Origin of the sequence: Halovenus anhuiensis, assembly GCF_037080055.1 — an archaeon.
Lineage (GTDB): Archaea > Halobacteriota > Halobacteria > Halobacteriales > Haloarculaceae > Halovenus.
Window position 1 is genome coordinate 1 of record NZ_JBAOJI010000009.1, and the last position, 18,159, is coordinate 18,159.

The 18,159-nt window shown below is 61.1% G+C and carries 11 protein-coding genes and 2 rRNA genes; 6 read left to right on the forward strand and 7 right to left on the reverse strand.

Features of this window, described 5'->3' with window-relative positions; all coding sequences use genetic code 11:
- The 4 genes from V8P86_RS16625 to V8P86_RS16640 form a co-directional block, all read right to left on the reverse strand.
- Positions 1 to 933 (reverse strand): 23S ribosomal RNA (locus V8P86_RS16625); the annotation flags it as partial.
- 405 nt (positions 934 to 1,338) lie between these two features.
- Positions 1,339 to 2,810, reverse strand: a 16S ribosomal RNA gene (locus tag V8P86_RS16630).
- A 425-nt stretch (positions 2,811 to 3,235) separates the two neighbouring features.
- Entirely contained in the window at positions 3,236 to 3,880 is a 645-nt protein-coding gene (locus V8P86_RS16635; RefSeq protein WP_336328414.1) for a hypothetical protein, read from the reverse strand.
- Between the two features lie 11 nt (positions 3,881 to 3,891).
- Positions 3,892 to 4,266, reverse strand: coding sequence for an SHOCT domain-containing protein (locus V8P86_RS16640; protein WP_336328415.1), 375 nt, complete (start codon positions 4,264 to 4,266; stop codon positions 3,892 to 3,894).
- Positions 4,267 to 4,446: 180 nt separating this feature from the next.
- On the opposite strand from V8P86_RS16640, the gene V8P86_RS16645 reads away from it, so the two are divergent.
- Both V8P86_RS16645 and V8P86_RS16650 read left to right on the forward strand, forming a co-directional pair.
- Complete coding sequence (locus V8P86_RS16645; RefSeq protein WP_336328488.1) at positions 4,447 to 5,832, forward strand: permease; 1,386 nt, start codon at positions 4,447 to 4,449, stop codon at positions 5,830 to 5,832.
- Positions 5,833 to 6,129: 297 nt separating this feature from the next.
- Positions 6,130 to 6,438 (forward strand): hypothetical protein, encoded by a 309-nt coding sequence (locus V8P86_RS16650; protein WP_336328416.1) that lies wholly within the window; start codon positions 6,130 to 6,132, stop codon positions 6,436 to 6,438.
- 8 nt (positions 6,439 to 6,446) lie between these two features.
- Here V8P86_RS16650 and V8P86_RS16655 read toward each other — a convergent pair whose 3' ends face one another.
- Positions 6,447 to 7,769, reverse strand: coding sequence for an MFS transporter (locus V8P86_RS16655; protein ID WP_336328417.1), 1,323 nt, complete (start codon positions 7,767 to 7,769; stop codon positions 6,447 to 6,449).
- 530 nt (positions 7,770 to 8,299) lie between these two features.
- Between V8P86_RS16655 and V8P86_RS16660 the strand changes: the two genes are divergently transcribed.
- The 3 genes from V8P86_RS16660 to V8P86_RS16670 are packed head-to-tail and all read left to right on the forward strand — an operon-like array spanning position 8,300 to position 14,039.
- Positions 8,300 to 11,848, forward strand: a complete 3,549-nt coding sequence (locus V8P86_RS16660) for a molybdopterin-dependent oxidoreductase (RefSeq protein ID WP_336328418.1) — start codon at positions 8,300 to 8,302, stop codon at positions 11,846 to 11,848.
- A 2-nt stretch (positions 11,849 to 11,850) separates the two neighbouring features.
- On the forward strand, positions 11,851 to 13,056 hold the full coding sequence (locus V8P86_RS16665) for a 4Fe-4S dicluster domain-containing protein (protein WP_336328419.1): 1,206 nt from the start codon (positions 11,851 to 11,853) through the stop codon (positions 13,054 to 13,056).
- A 2-nt stretch (positions 13,057 to 13,058) separates the two neighbouring features.
- On the forward strand, positions 13,059 to 14,039 hold the full coding sequence (locus tag V8P86_RS16670) for a TorD/DmsD family molecular chaperone (protein WP_336328420.1): 981 nt from the start codon (positions 13,059 to 13,061) through the stop codon (positions 14,037 to 14,039).
- Between the two features lie 107 nt (positions 14,040 to 14,146).
- Here the strand turns inward: V8P86_RS16670 and V8P86_RS16675 are convergent, their stop codons facing one another.
- Together V8P86_RS16675 and V8P86_RS16680 are read right to left on the reverse strand one after the other, a co-directional pair.
- Positions 14,147 to 14,578: a TM2 domain-containing protein gene (locus V8P86_RS16675; RefSeq protein WP_336328421.1), complete on the reverse strand. Its 432-nt coding sequence runs from the start codon at positions 14,576 to 14,578 to the stop codon at positions 14,147 to 14,149.
- Positions 14,579 to 14,632: 54 nt separating this feature from the next.
- On the reverse strand, positions 14,633 to 15,058 hold the full coding sequence (locus tag V8P86_RS16680; RefSeq protein WP_336328422.1) for a DUF2085 domain-containing protein: 426 nt from the start codon (positions 15,056 to 15,058) through the stop codon (positions 14,633 to 14,635).
- Between the two features lie 154 nt (positions 15,059 to 15,212).
- Here V8P86_RS16680 and V8P86_RS16685 point away from each other — a divergent pair, with 154 nt between their 5' ends.
- The gene (locus V8P86_RS16685) at positions 15,213 to 18,134 is read left to right on the forward strand and encodes a PAS domain S-box protein (protein WP_336328423.1); all 2,922 of its coding nucleotides are present in this window, start codon (positions 15,213 to 15,215) and stop codon (positions 18,132 to 18,134) included.
- Positions 18,135 to 18,159: the final 25 nt, after the last annotated feature.

The following is an 18,159-nucleotide window of genomic DNA, read 5'->3' on the forward strand; positions in this document are numbered from 1 at the left end:
GGTCATGCTTCGACATGTTTCGGTCGGAACCAGCTGTTGCCGGACTCGATGGGCCTTTCACCCCTATACGTAGATTACGAGAGGGTATTGTAGGACACCAGCTCTAACAGGCCTCCACATGACTTTCGCCATGCTTCACCTTACCCACGCATAGATCGTCCGGTTTCGGGTCGTGTCCACGAGACTCCCCGCGCTTGAACACGGCGGTCCTGGGGCAAAGCCCTGCGACCATGTTGGTTTCCCTTCGTCTCCCCCGATAATCGGGTTAGACTCGCCTCGTAAACACACTCCCTGGTCCGTTTTTCAAAACGTACGACGGAACATCGGCTTCCTGTGAGTCCTACTGGAGGGTCGCCCCTCGGTCGTTTATCACAGGACCTTGTATGCCCCGTCGCTCCATCGCCACTTGATTTCAGGCCCTATTTCACCTCCCGTTGGAGGGTACTTTGCAGCGTTCGTTCGCACTACTTGTTCGCTATCGGTCTCGAGTCGTATTTAGCCTTAGCAGATCGATGCCTGCCAAATTCACAAGGGATTTCCAACCCTTGCTACTCCGGAGCTGACGCACGTCTTACTGGTCTTCAGTACGGGGCTTTCACCCTGTTTCGCGCCCCGTTCCAGGGGACTTCTCGAAGACGGTCAGACGCTGAAAGCCAGTCCAACACCACATTGCCCGTGAGGGCTTCAGTTTGGGCTGTATCGCGTTCACCCGCAGTTACTGACGACATCACGTTGTTTTCTCTTCCTGCCGGTACTGAGATGTTTCAGTTCCCGGCGTTCCCCATTGCGCAAAGCAATTGCTGTGGGGATTCCCATTCGGAAATCCTGAGTTCTATGCCTCCGTGCGGCTCCCTCAGGCTTTTCGCAGCTTGGCACGTCCTTCGTCGGCGCTCGAGCCGAGCCATTCACCAAGTGGCACAGTAGCCAGTTGGTCTCTGATAGAATCAGAGAAGTCGGATACACGTTCCACGATGAAACGGATCCAGTTGACGTCTGGATTGCACGTACACACGGTCGTCATCGAAACACGCAGGGGTAACTGCGCGCAACATCGTACCCTTCCCAACCGCGCTTTCGCGGGATGGTGCATCGGTTTGCCGTACCCGAATCAACAGTCTTGCCCCACTTAAGGGGCACGACTTCGATCCGAAGTATGAAGTGACCAGTTCGGAATCGAACCGAAGACCACCGTCGAAACGGTGCGCTCCCGTTGAGCTACTGGTCTTCCCTCGAACGAGGGAAGTGAACCTTGACAGTTGGCCGTCACCGAGGTGACGGATCACCGTGCCTGCCGAAGCAGGACTTGTGGGCTGGGCGCGACGGCCCAGTCCCGGTCTGTGGAGGTGATCCAGCCGCAGATTCCTCTACGGCTACCTTGTTACGACTTAAGCCCCCTTGCGAATCCCAGATTCGACCATCGCATGATGGCCTCATCCGGAACTCACTCGGGTGCTTTGACGGGCGGTGTGTGCAAGGAGCAGGGACGTATTCACCGCGCGCTAGTGACACGCGATTACTACCGAATCCAGCTTCATGTGGACGAGTTTCAGTCCACAATCCGAACTACGACTGCGTTTAGGGGATTAGCGCTCCCTCTCGGGATAGCTTCTCATTGTCACAGCCATTGTAGCCCGCGTGTTGCCCAGCACATTCGGGGCATGCTGACCTACCGTTGCCCGCTCCCTCCTCCACGTTAGCCGTGGCAGTCCTTCTAGTGTACCCAACCACCAATGGTGTTGCTGGCAACTAGAAGTGCGGATCTCGCTCGTTGCCTGACTTAACAGGATGCCTCACGGTACGAGCTGACGGCGGCCATGCACCTCCTCTCAATGGCTCCAGTAAGCTCATCAAACTGACCTTCACTGCACATTGTCGGTGCTGGTGAGATTTCCGGCGTTGAGTCCAATTAAACCGCAGGCTCCTCCGGTTGTAGTGCTCCCCCGCCAATTCCTTTAAGTTTCATTCTTGCGAACGTACTTCCCAGGCGGCCCGCTTAGCGCCTTCGCTACGGCATAGCACAGGCTCGTAGCCTGCGCCATACCTAGCGGGCATCGTTGACAGCTGGGACTACCCGGGTATCTAATCCGGTTCGAGACCCCAGCTTTCGTTCCTCACTGTCGGATCCGTGCTCTCGAGGTGCTTTCGCCATCGGTAGTCCGTCCAGGATTACGGGATTTCACTCCTACCCCGGACGTACTCCTCGAGTCTTCCGGTCCCAAGCCGACCAGTTTCCGCCGGACGCCTGTTCGTTAAGCGAACAGATTTCCCGACAGACTTGATCGGCCAGCTACGAACGCTTTAGGCCCAATAATATCGGCCATCACTCGAACTGCCGGTATTACCGCGGCGGCTGGCACCGGTCTTGCCCAGTTCTTATTCGTACACCACCTTACGGTGTACAAAAGCGAGGGCTCTATGCCCTCGCACTCGGAGTCCCCCTATCGCACTGTCGTGCAGTGTAAAGGTTTCGCGCCTGCTGCGCCCCGTAGGGCCCGATATCTTGTCTCAGATATCGTCTCCGGGCTCTCGCTCTCACGACCCGTACCGATTACTGGCACGGTGGGCCATTACCCCACCGTCTACCTAATCGGCCGCAGCCACATCCTACAGCACCGTAGTATTTCCAGCTTCCTGCAATTCCAGCGTGGAAGCCGTATTCGGTATTAGCCTCAGTTTCCCGAGGTTATCCCGATCTGTAGGGTAGTTTGGCCACGTGTTACTGAGCTATACGCCACGAGTCTAAACTCGTGCAACTAGCATGGCTAAGTCGGACTCCAATAGCAATGGCCTCCGGCAGGATCAACCGGAATGGTTGACTGATCTAAATCAGTGGGCTGGCGGAGACACACAAATGTCCGTCGTTTGGTGACAATCTAACGCGACTGTCTAACCAAACTGTCAAGGCTCACATCAGATCCCATCTTAGCGGCGGACCGCAGGGGTGGAATCCTCATATTTGTGATTTCCACTGCGACTCGTGGAAATCAGAGAAACCGTAGCGGCTTCTCTGTACCATATCATCATCGACGAGGAGACCTCGTCTAGAGTAGTGACGGCCGGCGGGTGCGTCCCGACCTCCGTCATCTGTCGCGTACATTGTAACCGATGGGAGGTGTATGTAAATATCCGTCGAAAGAGTGGCCCGTGTGAGACGCAAAACCACAGCACGGGACCGAGGCGTACAATAGGGGACCGTGCAACGAGCCACTACTTCGGCGAGAGTTCGGCAACAGTTTCAGGCCGCTGTCCCCGCAGTCCGTCGATATCCCTCGTATACGGCAGGCAATCCGAGCGGAAGAGCGAGGAGTCCAAACCCGAAGAGAGCATACGCATCGCCGTTCTGGCGTCGCGCTGCGAGCATCGTCGCGACGATACCGAGCAGGGCGACCACGTAGGCGGTGTTACTCCAGATCACGTCGTACGAGGAGCAGTACAGCCAGCAGACGAAGGTGTAGGACGGAGCATTCCAGGTGGCCGGGTGGAGTTTCGGCCAGAAGAGCCGACAGTACGTCGTCCAGCCGAGCATCGCCAGCATGGGAAGCCCTGCGAGCCATCCCGTCGAGCCAAACGGCGTCCGCGTTCCGAATCGTCTGTACCCAGCGAGGAACAGCGCCGGAAAGCCGGTGATCCACAGCCAGATGCCGACAGTGTAGGTCACTGGCCAGTGTTCGATTCGCGGCTGCTCGACAGGGAGTCGGAGTGACTCCGGCAACGTCGCCCACGGGAACGAGGGATCAGGCACCGGATTCGTGACGAATGCGACTAAACAGAGAGCCGTCCCGATGGAGAGTCCGTACAGTCCAAGCGTCGTATATCGGTCTAGCCAGACCGGGAGCGGCGATGTTGCCGTCGGGTGAGTCGGGTTCGCTGTCCGCGACATCGCTGTGACCGCTATTCTGTGTTGCGCTCCAGCGTCTCCCGTCGCTGTTCGTACTCTTCGTCAGTGAGTTCGCCACGGGCGTAGGCAATCCGGAGTTCTTCGAAGGCTGGATCCGAACTACGCTCACGCCCGGCAACGGCCCGGTAGATGAGATAGCCACCGCCGACGAGGGCGGCGAGCAACAGGAGTTGCATCGCGAGTCCGACGATGAACACCCATCCCGACATCGTTCCATCGCCCCACATATGACCATCCCACATTCCACTCATCATCGGTCCCGATCCCATCATCCCGAAGCTCATGAAGAACATCGGGAAGACGACGAAGGCACCGAGGATTATGAGTACAATCGTGGCCAGCCGTGTGTCGTCCGTATGTTCAGGCATATTGTAATCCCTCCGTGAATCTGCCGCTACGATAACGTACGTACTCACAGTTCAATGCTATTGCGGCTTCGAAACTATACTCAAATTGGGTGCTCGGTTTTGGAATCCACAGTTCAGTAGCGATTATAGCGCGGAATCGTAATGGCAATTGCAATAGACGATGCCGACGATGGTACAGCTATGCAGCCAACGATACTCGACGGGGTACTCGAAGCCCTCCGCATCGGTGTCGGATTCCTCTGGACGGCGGCGTGGGCGATCATTATGGGCCTCACAGTCACGAGTCTCGTCCAGGTCTACGTCTCCAAAGAGCGAATGGCGAAGGTGCTCGGCGACGGCGACATCGCCGGCGTCACCAAGGCGACGGTGTTCGGTGCGGCCAGCAGCGGTTGTAGCTTCGGTGCCGTCGCTATCGGGAAAGGATTGTTCAAGAAGGGGGCACACACGGTGAACTTCCTCGCGTTCATGTTCGCGTCGACGAACCTCATCGTCGAACTTGGGCTGATGATCCTGATTCTGCTGGGCTGGGAGTTCCTGCTCGCAGAACTGCTCGGCGGCCTCGTCCTCATCGCCGTCATGGCGGTCATCGTCCACCTCACACTTCCCGAGAATCTCTTCGACGAGGTTCGGGACACGCTCAACGAACGCGATCGCGAGTCGGGCGTTACTGAAGATCCCACCTGCGGAATGGAGGGCAAACAGGAGTACTCCCTCACGACCGATGGCGGGGAACGGTTGCAGTTCTGTTCGGAAGGGTGTATGGAGACGTACCTGCAAGAGACATCGAGCAGCGGTGGATGGCGCGATGAGTTGCTCTCGTGGGGTGGCTGGTACAGAGTCGGGAATCAGTACCGCAAGGAGTGGTCGATGATCTGGAAAGATGTCATCGCAGGCTTTCTCATCTCCGGGTTCGTCATCGTCTTCGTCCCACAGTGGGTCTGGAACGCGCTGTTCATCCAGGGTGACGGGCTGCTCGTGACCGCCGAGAACGCGGTCATGGGAGTTGCCATCGCCGTCCTCAGTTTCGTCGGCAGCATGGGCAACGTTCCCTTCGCCGTTGCCCTGTGGGGTGGCGGGATCAGCTTCGCCGGCGTCATCGCCTTCGTCTACGCCGACCTCATCACGATTCCCGTCTTGAACGTCTACCGGAAGTACTACGGCTGGCAGATCATGCTGTACATCCTCGGCGTCTTCTTCGTGACGATGGCTTTCACTGGCTTCCTGATGGAACTGTTGTTCAACGCCCTCGGTATCGTTCCAAATCTGGCCGGCGGGGAGACAGCGACTGACCAGACCTACTTCGAGCTCAACTACACGTTCTATCTCAACCTGATCGCGTTCGCTCTCTCCGGGTTCCTGCTGTACGTCTACCGCCGCGGCCTCGGTGCGCCCGGCCAGTACCGCGATCCAGTCTGTGGCATGCGGACCGACGACAGCGGGCCAGCAGCGACACACGACGACGAGACGTACTACTTCTGCTCACAGACCTGCGAGAAGACCTTCGAGGAAAAGCCAGGTGAATACGCCACCGGCCATCCGATGGAGATGGACGGTCACAACCACTAACGCTGTTTTCAGCAAACAACTCGCTTTTGGGCAAGCAGACACTCGCCGACCAGGACCATGGACCTCTCCTGTCGTCGGCCCCGTGGCTCACTCGACAGAGAGTTCCCGGCCACACTCGGGGCACTCCTCGGTGACGATGGTCACTTCGGCGTCACAGGTCGGGCAGTACTCCCGATAGCACGCACGGTCACCCATACCTCAACTAACCACCGGCAGTGAATTAAATCTACGGCCGGAGAATGTGACCGAATACGTTCGGATTCAGGGACTTGGTGTGCCGATCCGTACGAACCGATAATGAGTGATCGACGGGAGAGTCTGCAGCAGGTCGTGGCTGACCTGCGAGAGTACGACTGTATCGACGACGCGTTTCTGGCGAAGAGTTTCACTGACCAGTTGCTAATTCTCGATGTCGAGCAGGAGGCAGCGATCCCCGAGTCAGTACTGGAGACGCTTCGAGCGAACGACCTCCGCGGAATCGAGAGCGTCTACGGCGAGGACAGCGAGGCGCACTCCGTCGTCGGCGATGTCGGCGACGTGACCCGGCATCACTTCGTCGACGTGCAGACCCGCGGATCACACCAGTCCTACGTCGTCGATCAGTAGTCGTCGAGTCAGTCGTTGCCGACAGAGCGAGTGGTGGGAGGCTCGGCTGGCCGGTACTGCCGGAGTTGCCAGGAGATGACGACGCCAGCGAGTCCAGCCAGCAGATAGAGGAGAAAGCCACGGCTGTATCCGGGGACGCCGTAGATGTCGACGAACGCTCCCAGAATCGGCGGGAAAACGAAGCCACCGAGACCACCGACGCCACCGACGAGACCGGAGGCTCCCCCGACAGCCTGCGGGACGTACTCGGGGACGAGTTTGAAGACGGCAGCGTTGGCGACACCGATACCGAGAGCCATCACTGCGGCCGCGAGAACCGCGATCGGGAGGCGACGGGTGACCACCAGCAACGCCGAACCGGCGGCGACGAGGGCAAAGCTGACAGCCGCGACCGGTTCGCCGTCGAAACGATCCGTGAGCCACCCACCGGGAAGACGGCAGACCGTCGCAAATAGCGTAAAGGCGACGGCGGTAAGGAGCCCGGCAGTCCGCCCCCCGACGCCGTGGAGTCCGCCCCAGTAGGAGGGCAACCAGACCGTGAGCGCGAGAAAGCCGCCGAAGGAGACGAAATATAGACAGACAAGTGCCCACGTTCGGGCGGATCCGGCGGCGATCCGAAACGCCTCGACCGCATCGCCGGCAGGGAACAACTCTTGCCCGTCCGCTCGCGCTCGCGTGCTCGCGCGCTCGTGGGAGAGCCCGCCGGACCGGTACTGAAAGTACGGAGCGTCGACCGCGAGCGCTGCGTAGCCCGCCGTCCCGACCACGAGAAACCCGAACCAGAGCAGATAGGAGCCGACGACACCGAGTGCGCCGACAGCCAGCGGGAGGACGATGGTGAACAGCCCGGGCGAACTGTTCCCGAGTCCGCCGTAGATGGCGAGTGCCGTCCCCTGTTTATCCTCAGGATACCAGTAGGAAGTGCCCGCAGCACCGACCGAAAACGTCGCCACCCCACAGCCGGTGAGCGTCGCAAAAAAGAAAACCAGCGGGTAGTGTGCAATCGAGAGCCCATCGGGATACAGCCAGACGAGCACCGCCGCGAGTCCGCCCATACCGAGAATCGAAAGCGAGAGTAACACGAGCAGGGGCCGTTTCGCGCCGGATCGCTCGACCCACGCGGCGAACGGAATGCGAAACACCGAGCCGACGAAACTCGGCGCGCCGACCAGAAGCCCCAGGAGAAGGCCCGACAACCCCATCGCGCTCTGGAAAGCCTCACCGACGGGACCGATGACGGCCACCCCGGCAAATCCGACGAAGAAGCCGAGCGTCGCAGATGCGAGCCCACGCCGCGGGGAGCCATCGACGGAGAGGTCAGCAGCGGACATCAGTGTGCAGTCATATCACGCGGCCGTTCTAAGCAATCACCGAAATTCCCGGGCTCTGGGAACGGCGCTGGCCCCGGCGGAACCCATCCGCTACCGACGACCCTGGCATCGAATCCGACCTACGGGGGGAACTCCCAGCCTGCTGGGAATTGCCAGATCTGTTGTAAGCAACGAAACCGTAGTTCACACAGACGGAAGACTGCTGGTCGTGGCCAACCGAACGCAGGGCAGAGAGGAACCACCGCGACAGAATGGACATGCACACAGCACCCAGACTAGATCCCATTTCTCGACGTGCGGCCCAGACAACCCCAACATCTCATAGCCCGTTAAACCGCTGGCTGAACATATTCGCCACTGTTCACTTAAACTAGAATTCGAACCTGTTCGGCAATCGTGTCAACCGTTTTCACTGAGCTTGAAATCAGCTACACGCTTTCAATAGATCCTCTCTGAACTTTCACGTGTAGCATGACACCCAACTGTAGCGTCCTGATAACCGCATCGGAACCGGAATATCGGTGGTCACGATGAGTGACGAGCAGTCGGGATCCGACGGTGATGGGTTGCCGTTCAGCCGGCGTGAGATCCTCGGTGGCGCAGCGGGTGCTGCCACGGCAACAGGACTGGGGTATCTCGGCTATCGTCGGTTCTCTGATGAGGATGAGGGCCAGCCAAGCGACGACGACGATACCGACCAGCAACCAGACCAGCGCGAACCGCTTGCCAACCCCTTCGAGGAGTATCCCAACGAGGGGTGGGACCAGCACTACCGCGACGTGTGGGACGTAGATGACTCGTACTATCTGGCCTGTCGGCCGAACGATACACACAACTGCTATCTCGAAGCGAACGTCAAAAACGGGACCGTCACTCGACTCGGTCCGTCGATGAACTACGGCGACGCGGAGGATCTGTACGGCAACGGGGTATCGGATCGCTGGGACCCCCGCGTCTGTAACAAGGGCCTGGCGATGATCGAACGGTTCTACGGCGAGCGCCGGGTTACCTCACCGAAGATTCGCGAGGGATTCAAGCAGTGGGTCGACGACGGCTTCCCCCGCGACGACGACGGTTCGATGCCGAAAGAGTACGCTCAGCGCGGGGAAGACGGCTGGTACGAGGCCAGTTGGGACGAAGCCTACGAGTACGCCGCGGAGACGTTCATCGAAATCGCCGACCACTACTCCGGCGAGCAGGCCCAGCAGCAACTGCTCGATCAGGGCTACGACGAACGCGTCGTCGAGGAGATGCAGGGTGTCGGAACCCGGACGATGAAGTTCCGCGGCGGGATGCCGCTTCTGAGTGTTCTCGGACTATTCGGCGAGTACCGAGTGGCCAACTCGATGGCCCTGCTGGATCATCACGTCCGGGACGTGCCCGAAAGCGACGCCCTCGGCGCGGTCGGCGGGGACAACTACTCCTTCCACACGGACCTGCCGCCGGGCCATCCGATGGTCACCGGCCAGCAGACCGTCGACTTCGACCTGGCCAACGTCGAGTACGCCGACCACATCGTGATGTCGGGGATGAACTGGACGTGTACGAAGATGGCCGACTCACACTGGCTGACCGAAGCCCGACTCAAGGGTACGAAGGTCACCGGTGTCTACACCGACTACAACGCGACGGCCTCGAAGTGTGACGAACTGGTGATCATCCGCCCGGCGACAGACTCGGCACTTTTCCTCGGCATCGCCCAAGAGATCATCGCCAACGACGAGTACGACGCGGAGTTCGTCAAGTCGAACACCGACCTGCCGCTGCTCGTGCGGATGGATACGGGCGAGCACCTGCGAGCGAGCGACGTCTTCGAGGAGTACGACCCCGACGACCTCGAACGCACGCAGGTCGCGCCCGCATCCGAACACCCCGCACCGACGACGGTCAACGAAGCCGACCAGTGGATCACGCCGGACCAGCGCGAAGACTGGGACGACTTCGTGGTCTACGACCCCGAACAGGGCGGTGTCCGTGCGGTCAACCGCGAAGAAGTCGGCGACAACTTCGAGGGCGATGCAACCCTCGAAGGCAGTTGGGAACTCGAACTGGCTGACGGCGAGACCGTCGAAGTCCGTCCGGTGTTCGACCTCGTTGCAGAGTACCTGCGGGAGACGTGGGACGCCGAATCCACCGCCGAGGTGACCGGCACCGAACCCGAGGCCGTCCAGAACATGGCCGCCGAGTTCGCCGACAACAAAGAGCAGACCCTGCTGCTCACCGGGATGGGGCCGAACCAGTACTTCAACGGCGATCTGAAGGATCGGGCCGCGTTCCTCGTGGCCAGCCTGACTCGGAACATCGGCACCCACAGCGGCAACATCGGCAGCTACGCCGGCAACTACCGCGCGCCGATGTTCAACGGCATCCCGCACTACCACGTCGAGGATCCGTTCGACCCCGAACTCGACCCCGAGGCCGACTCCTCGGTCAACCCGCGGCTGACGATGGAGTCGATGCACTTCTACTCGAACATCGACAAGCCGCTGAAAATCGAAGGCGAGTACTTCCAGGGCGATTCCCACATGAACACGCCCTCGAAGTCGTTCTGGGTCGCGGGCTCAAACTCGATTCTCGGCAACGCAAAAGGCTCGTACAAGATCATCGAGGACATGTTGCGGGAAGGCAAGATCGAGGCCTTCTTCTGCAACGAGTGGTGGTGGACGATGACCTGCGAGTACTCGGACATCGTCTTCCCGGTCGACTCGTGGGCCGAGCAGAACGTCCACGACGTGACCGCCTCCGTGACGAACCCGTTCATGATGGTCTACCCCGAGACGGGCATCGACCGGATCTACGACACCAAACACGACACGCAGGTGTTCAAGGGCGTCTCCGAGAAACTCGCGGAGAAACTCGACGAGCCACGCTTCGCCCAGATGTGGGAGTTCATCGACGAAGACGAGTACCAGGGCAAGCCGTACCTCCAGCGCATCCTCGACAACTCCAACATGACAAAAGGGTACAATGTCGAGGACCTGATCGAGAAGGCCGAACGCGGCGAACCGGTGACGATGATGGGGACGACCTACCCCTCGAAAGTCGGCACGCGACAGATCGAGGACGACCAGCCGTGGTTCACCCAGACCGGCCGTCTGGAGTTCTTCCGCGAGGAGGAAATCTGGTCGACGATGGGCGAAAACCTCCCGGTCCACCGGGAGGCCGTCGACGGCACAATCTACCGACCGAACGTCATCGTCGACGACAGCGACAGTCCGATGATCGATCCCGAGACGCCGGAGGATCTTGGCTGGCCCGACGACAAGGTCGACGACCCGAGTGCTCGGCAGGTCCGCAACGAGGTGCTGGGAACGGACGAACTCCTGGACTCGAACCACCCGTTGCAGGACGTCGACCCCGGATACAAGTACTCCTACATGACGCCGAAGTACCGCCACGGAGCACACACCTACTGTAACGCCCTGCCGAACATCGCCGTCTGGTGGGGTCCGTTCGGCGACCGCGACCGCACCGACAACCGCAAGCCGTACTTCGGCGAGGGCTACGTCGAGATGAACCCCGAAGACGCCAAGGAAGAAGGGTTCGAGGACGGCGACTACGTCTGGGTCGACGCCGACCCGAGCGACCGACCGTACCCCAGCGCCAACGGCGACCCCGAGGAGTACACGCGGGCGCTCATGCGCGTGCGCTACCAGCCAGCGATGCCCAGCGGCGTCACCCGTAGCTGGTTCAACCTCAACCAGTCCAGCCACGGCACTGTCGAGGCGACACCCGACCGCGAAGGGCTGGCGAAAAACGAGGAGACCGACTACGTCTCGCTGTACCGCCGCGGCGGCCACCAGTCGATGACCCGGTCGTGGCTCCGGCCGACGATCCTCGGCGACAACATGAACCGCAAGGATCTGATGGGTCAGTCCATCGGCCAAGGGTTCGCGCCCGACGTCTACTGTGCGAACGGCGCGCCGCGTGAATCGTTCGTCAAATTCGAGAAGGAAGGCGACGCCGGTGAGGACGGCGAAGGGCTGTGGCGGCCCGCCGAACTCGGCCTGCGTCCCGGCTACGAGACCGACGAGATGGAGCAGTATCTCAACGGCGAATACATCGAAGGAGGTGACTGATCATGGCACAAGTCGAAAACTGGCAACTCGGCCGCGAGATGGAGTTTCCCTACGAGGGTCAACGCCCCGACGACCAGTGGGCGGCCGTGTTCGACCTGAACAAGTGTATCGCGTGCCAGACGTGTACCCTGGCCTGTAAGACGACCTGGACCCACGGCGAAGGCCAGGAGCACATGTTCTGGAACAACGTCGAGACCAAACCCTACGGCTCACACCCGGTGGGCTGGGACCAGCGCCTGCTCTCGGAGATGGGGCCGAACGAGTGGAGCGACGACGGCACCTACGAGGGCGAAACCATCTTCGAAGCGATGGGCACCGACTGGGAGGCCGAGGACAAGCACCCCCAGGAGTCGAACAGTGCAGCAGACGACATCGCGGGCTTCTTCCCGGGCAGCGAGGACTTCCGATACCCGAACCTCGGCGAAGACGAGATCGCCGGTGACTCCATGGAGTCGATCAACTACTTCGACGAGGAGACCCACCCCGTGTGGTTCTTCTACCTGCCGCGGATCTGTAACCACTGCACGTACGCGGCGTGTGCGGGGTCCTGTCCGGTGCCGGCCATCTACAAACGCGAGGAGGACGGCATCGTGCTGATCGACGAAGAATCCTGTAGCGCCTACCAGCAGTGTAACGAGGCCTGTCCGTACAAGAAATCGATCTTCAACCCCGCCGAGGGCATCTCCCAGAAGTGTGTCGGCTGCTACCCCAAAACCGAGGAGGGGAAGGCCCCGCAGTGTTTCGAGAACTGTCTCGGGAAGATCCGGATGCACGGCTACATCAACACGCCCGACGAGGCCAACGTCGGCGACCCCAGCGAGGAGCGGGTCAACCCCATCGACTACCTCGTCCACGAGAAGGGAATCGCCAAGCCGCTGTACCCGCAGTTCGGGCTGGAGCCGAACGTCTACTACATCCCGCCGATCACCGCGCCGACCGACTACCTCTCACAGATGTTCGGTCCCGGCGTCGAGGAGGCCGTCGAGATGTACCAGGACGTTCGCAACGGCAACGAGCCAGCAGTCCAGGGACTGCTGCACCTGATCGGCAGCACCGAGTGGTCGCTGACCGGCTTCGAGATCGACGGCGAAGAAGCAGTCGGCTACTACGAGGGCGACGAAGTCGGCCGTGTCCCAATCGAGGAACCGACCGCCGAACGTGATCGCTACGACGAAGACGAAGACGTCTACCGACTCGACATCACCTGATCATGAGCGAAAACACCATCTTCGGCAAGTCACGGACCGACTCGGAGGCCGACGAGCCGGATCCAGCGCCGACCGAGGCCGGCCGACAGGACGCCGAAGGCGTGACCGCGACGGTCGACCAGGGCGAGTCCGACCTGCCGGAGCATCCCGGCGACGTCGAGACCGCCTTCCAGCGTGCGCGACTGTACGCGCTGCTCGCCTTGGGCTTCGAGCGCCCCGGCGAGGAACTGGCGGACGCCTTCGCGGACAGCGCCTACTGCACCGATCTGGTCGCGGCCGCCGAGGTCCTCGGCGACGATGTCGCCGAAGCCGCTGTCGGGGTCGGCGCGCACGTCGACGACCCGGACGCGCTGTACGAGGACTGGGGGCCGATGTTCGGCGTCGAGGAGGGACACAGCGTCTCGCCGTACGAACTCAACTACTTGCCCGGGCCGCTGGTGACCAACGTCCGGCGACTCGCCGACATCAACGGCTTCTACGAGGCCTTCGACCTGTCGGTCGACTCCGACAAGAACGACCGCGGTGATCACATCTGCTTCCAGCTCGAATTCCTCAGTCACCTCTGCCTGCGGGAGGCTCGACTCCGCGAGAGCGGCGACGACCACGGCGTCCGCATCGTCGGCGACGCCCAGCAGCAGTTCGTCGAGGATCACATCGGCCGGTGGTTCTGGCGATTCACCGACGAGGTCGGCGTCAGTGGTGAGGGCTTTTACGCCGCGCTCGCGGATACGCTCGCGGCGCTGATCGAATCCGAGATCGATCGGTTCGACCTCGACCCTGAGTGGGTCCCCGACGACCCCGAAGTCGAGGAGTGGAGCGAAGGGATCTTCGGCGACTCGGGCCGCGGGTGCGGTGGCTGTGGCATCACCACCGAGAACGACGACACACCGACCGACCAGTACGATCCCAGCCAGGAACTGGCCGACAGCGAACGTCCCGACGGTGACGGTCCCAGGACTGACGAACCAGATCGCAGTCCCTGAGGACACCAAGTGAGCCCTGGTACTGACGGGACCGCCCCGATTCGGGCAACCGAGTTCTGCCGAAAGTCAATCAGGATTTCAGTTGGGCACGAGTCTCGCCTCGGGATTCAACGTCCGAGAAGACTCCCATCGGCGTACTTCTGTTCGTACTCCCGTTCGTCGGCGACCAGCATAAGAATCCCCTCGATCAGTCCCAGTATCGCCGGAACCCCGGTCCAGAAAAAGCAGAGATAGATCACGCCGAGTTTGACGTTCCCTTGATAGAACTTGTGTGCGCCGAGTCCGCCGAGCAAAATTGCAAGGATTCCGGCCGCAACCTGCTCGGAATCGTCACCACCGGGTGTCGGCTGGCGGACACCACACTCGGGACAGAGTTCGGCCTGCTTGGCGATCAGCGTCCCGCAGTCGACACAGTACTTCTCGTCAGCGGGGCGGTCCTTGTACGAGCCTTCGAGCGAGACGGTCTGGTTGACGCCACAGTGCGTACACACCTCGGCAGTGTCGTTGATCTCGGCACCACAGTTCACACAGTGTTTCATTTCGATTCGACTAGAAGCTCGCAGCTATGACCTAAATAGCTGGGTGGTGGCGACTCACAGCGACCGGGCGAGCAACGCCGCAGCAACGATAGCGTACCCGAATCCAATCGCCAGAACGGTGAACTCACCGTCGAACAGCAGCCCGAGTCCGAGTCCGTAGCCACTCCCCAGCAATAGCCCCGTTATGGTTCGGACAGGGTTGGATCCGACTCGGTCGGTAAAGGTCGTCAACGACCAATCAAGCAGGGCTGGCAGCGGCATCACGGCGACCAGCAGGAGCGGTGGCCGAGCGAGCAGGGTGACGAGAATACCGAAGACGATGCCGGGGTAGATGCCGAGACAGCGAGCGCAGACGTGGAGTTGCCGCCCGGCGACGACGGGCGAGTAACAGCGGTGGTACTCCGAAGGAACGTGGTGTGAGAGGAGATACTTGCGGGTCTCGACTAACCCCTCGCGCAGTTCGCCCGTGTCGAGTCCCATAGGTCAACCTCGACCTGCACCGGAATGAATCTGCGGGACGGCCACAGTTGGGTCCCGTCGTGGTACGATCTCAGTCCAATCCACTCGCTCGAAGGGTCCGAGTCCCTGGGAACCGGAGCTATTCTTTTGAGTGAGTGTCCCCTCAGTAGGCGGTATGACAGAACGCGATCCGGTTGGGGTGGCAGAGTCGTCCGTGTCGGCAGGGACCGTCCGGGCGGCCACGCGGGCGCGGGCAGACGAGGCCGTAATCGGATTGGCAGCCGACGGGACCATCAGTTCGTGGTCGGCAAGTGCGCGGGAGCTAACGGGCTACGCCGCGAGTACAGTCGACGGGAAACCAATTTCGACGACGTTTCCGAACCTGTGTCCGTCCGAGACAGAGATCGGGGATCTACTCGACCGGGCCGAGACTGCGGGCCGGGCCGGTTTCGAGGGGTGGTGTGAGACACAGTCCGGGGCGACGTTCTGGGCGTCGGTCGTGATCACTCCGGTGGAGGAGACCGAGGGGTTCGCGCTCGGACTTCGTGACGAAACCGAACAGAGACAGACCGGCAGCGAGCGGGAGTTACTCGCGAGCGTGACCGAGCGGGTCGCACAGGCCGACTCCTACGTCGAGGGGATTCGAACTGCGATCGCGGAAGTCTGTGACCACACCGAATGGGCCTACGGGGAGGCGTGGGCGCCGTCCGACGCTGGCAGCCAACTCGAATACGTCACCGGCCACACCGCAGATCACACACTCGGTCAGTTTCTGGACGAGAGCGAACCGGTCGTGTTCTCCGTCGGCGAGGGGTTGCCCGGACGGGTCTACGAGTCCGGCGAATCGGAGTGGATCCCCGACACGTCTGCCGAGCCACGAGACGTATTCCACCGAACCGAACTGGCGGAGGAAGTCGGTCTCCGGGCCGCTCTGGGTGTACCGATCACGACAGACGAAGGGGTCGTCGCTGTCCTGACCTTTTTCTTGCGGGATCACAGGGACAGAGACGACAGTCTGGCGTCGGTCGTCAGCGCCGTGGCCGCCGACCTCGGCGGACTGGTCGTCCGGAAGCGAACCGAAGAGGAACTCGAACGGGAGCAAGCACTGCTCGGACGGATCTTCACCACGAGTCCGGTCGGACTGATCGTGGCCGATACCGACGGGACGATTGTCCGCTCGAATCTGCAGGCGTCGGAGGTCCTCTGCGAGGGTGAGCACTCGCTCGTAGACAGAACACTGGAGTCGGTTCCCGGGGAGTTTCGACACCCGGACGGAACGGTCGTCGATCCGGACGAACTGCCAGTCACCCGCGCACTCGAAACCGGATCGACAGTCGATGGCACGGAGTTCGAGCTCCGAATGGAGAGCGGACAGACCCGGTGGCTCTGGATGAGCGCGACACCGATCCACGACAGCAACGGCGCAGTCGAGCGGATCACGGTCGTCGTCGAAGACATCACGGCCCGGCAGGAGCGCGAACAGTCGCTGCGGGCGTTCCGTGAGGCGATCGAACAGGCAGGGCACTCGATCTATTTCACCAACACCGACGGAGTCATCGAGTACGTCAATCCGACTTTCGAGGAAGTGACCGGCTACAGTACCGAGGAAGCCGTCGGAAAGACACCGCACATCGTCAACTCCGGCGTGCACGACTCGGACTTTTTCGCGGATCTCTGGGAGACGATCCAGGCCGGAGAGATCTGGACAGGGGAGGTGACCAACGAAGACAAATCCGGCGACAGATACACGGTCAACCAGACGATTTCGCCCATCACCGACGAGACCGGGACGATCGAGCGGTTCGTCGCCATCAACGACGATATCACCGAACAGAAGCGCCGCGAACAGACGGTGCGCCGCCAGCGCAACTCGCTGCAGCGAATCCGCCAGATCATCGAAAGTCTCCGGCCGATCAACCGCGAACTCACTCGGGCGGGGACACGACAGGAGATCGACCGCGTAATCTGTGAACAGCTCGCATCTTCCGACGCCTACCTGTTCGCGTGGGTCGGTGATTACAATCAGGCGACCGACGAGATCACCCCCCGCGAGTGGGCCGGGATCGAGGACGGCTTCGTCGAGGATCTCGATCTCAGTCTCGACGGTGACGAACTCGACCGGACGCCGTTCGAGCAGGCGGTCACCACGAACGAGATCCAGTCGATGCAGGAGGTTCCGACCGATCCGACTGGCCGGGAGCTTCGTGACCGCGCGATCGAGTACGGGTTTCAGTCTGTGGCTGCGATTCCGATCACCTACGGCGAGACTGTCCTCGGCATGATCGGCCTGTACTCGGCCCGCCCGGATGCCTTCGATAGATACGAACAGGGACTGCTTCGCGAACTCGGCGAGCGGATCGGCCACGCGATCAACGCCGCCGAGAACAAACAACTGCTGCACACCGACACCGTGGTCGAACTGGAGTTCGAGGTAGGCGGAGCCGACTCCGTATTCGCCGCGATCACGGATCGCCTCGATTGTCAACTCTCGCTGAACAACATCACCCCGACGACGGAGGCCGGCTATCTCTGTTATATCGACGTCGACAGCGTCGAACCCGAGCGAGTCGTCGAGGATGTCCGCTCTGCGCGGGGGGTCGAAAACGCACGTGTCGTGCGCGGCCGCGGACGGACTGGAATCGTCGAACTCCGCGTGACGACCGGCCCGCTGACCGCATTGTTCGAGCACGGCGCGACGATCCGATCGTTTGAGGCGACCGACGGTACCGGACGACTGATCGGCGAGACGGCCCCACAATCCGGAGCTCAGTCGATGATCAAGACGCTCGAAGGGACATACAGCGAGACGACGTTCATCGCCAAGCGAACCCGGACCGAAGAGAGCACCACGCTCACGATGACGAAACACGCCGTCGAAACGGAGTTGACTGATCGCCAGCGGGAGGTCCTCGGACTCGCCTACCACGCCGGCTACTTCGAATCGCCCCGAGATTCCACCGGCGACGAACTTGCCGACGCCCTCGGCATCACCTCGCCAACCTTCTACCAGCACGTCCGCAAAGCGATCAGAAAGATTCTCGCCCTCCTGCTCGAAACTGACCAGATCGACCACGAGCGAACTGCCGTCGGTCTCTGATCGAGGGATTCTGTATAGTTATAAT

Excerpts from the sequence above, each read along its gene's own strand:
- V8P86_RS16635 (WP_336328414.1), bottom strand. The coding sequence starts at position 3,880 with ATGTCGCGGACAGCGAACCCGACTCACCCGACGGCAACATCGCCGCTC.
- V8P86_RS16640 (WP_336328415.1), bottom strand. The coding sequence starts at position 4,266 with ATGCCTGAACATACGGACGACACACGGCTGGCCACGATTGTACTCATA.
- V8P86_RS16645 (WP_336328488.1), top strand. The coding sequence starts at position 4,447 with ATGCAGCCAACGATACTCGACGGGGTACTCGAAGCCCTCCGCATCGGT.
- V8P86_RS16650 (WP_336328416.1), top strand. The coding sequence starts at position 6,130 with ATGAGTGATCGACGGGAGAGTCTGCAGCAGGTCGTGGCTGACCTGCGA.
- V8P86_RS16655 (WP_336328417.1), bottom strand. The coding sequence starts at position 7,769 with ATGTCCGCTGCTGACCTCTCCGTCGATGGCTCCCCGCGGCGTGGGCTC.
- V8P86_RS16660 (WP_336328418.1), top strand. The coding sequence starts at position 8,300 with ATGAGTGACGAGCAGTCGGGATCCGACGGTGATGGGTTGCCGTTCAGC.
- V8P86_RS16665 (WP_336328419.1), top strand. The coding sequence starts at position 11,851 with ATGGCACAAGTCGAAAACTGGCAACTCGGCCGCGAGATGGAGTTTCCC.
- V8P86_RS16670 (WP_336328420.1), top strand. The coding sequence starts at position 13,059 with ATGAGCGAAAACACCATCTTCGGCAAGTCACGGACCGACTCGGAGGCC.
- V8P86_RS16675 (WP_336328421.1), bottom strand. The coding sequence starts at position 14,578 with ATGAAACACTGTGTGAACTGTGGTGCCGAGATCAACGACACTGCCGAG.
- V8P86_RS16680 (WP_336328422.1), bottom strand. The coding sequence starts at position 15,058 with ATGGGACTCGACACGGGCGAACTGCGCGAGGGGTTAGTCGAGACCCGC.
- V8P86_RS16685 (WP_336328423.1), top strand. The coding sequence starts at position 15,213 with ATGACAGAACGCGATCCGGTTGGGGTGGCAGAGTCGTCCGTGTCGGCA.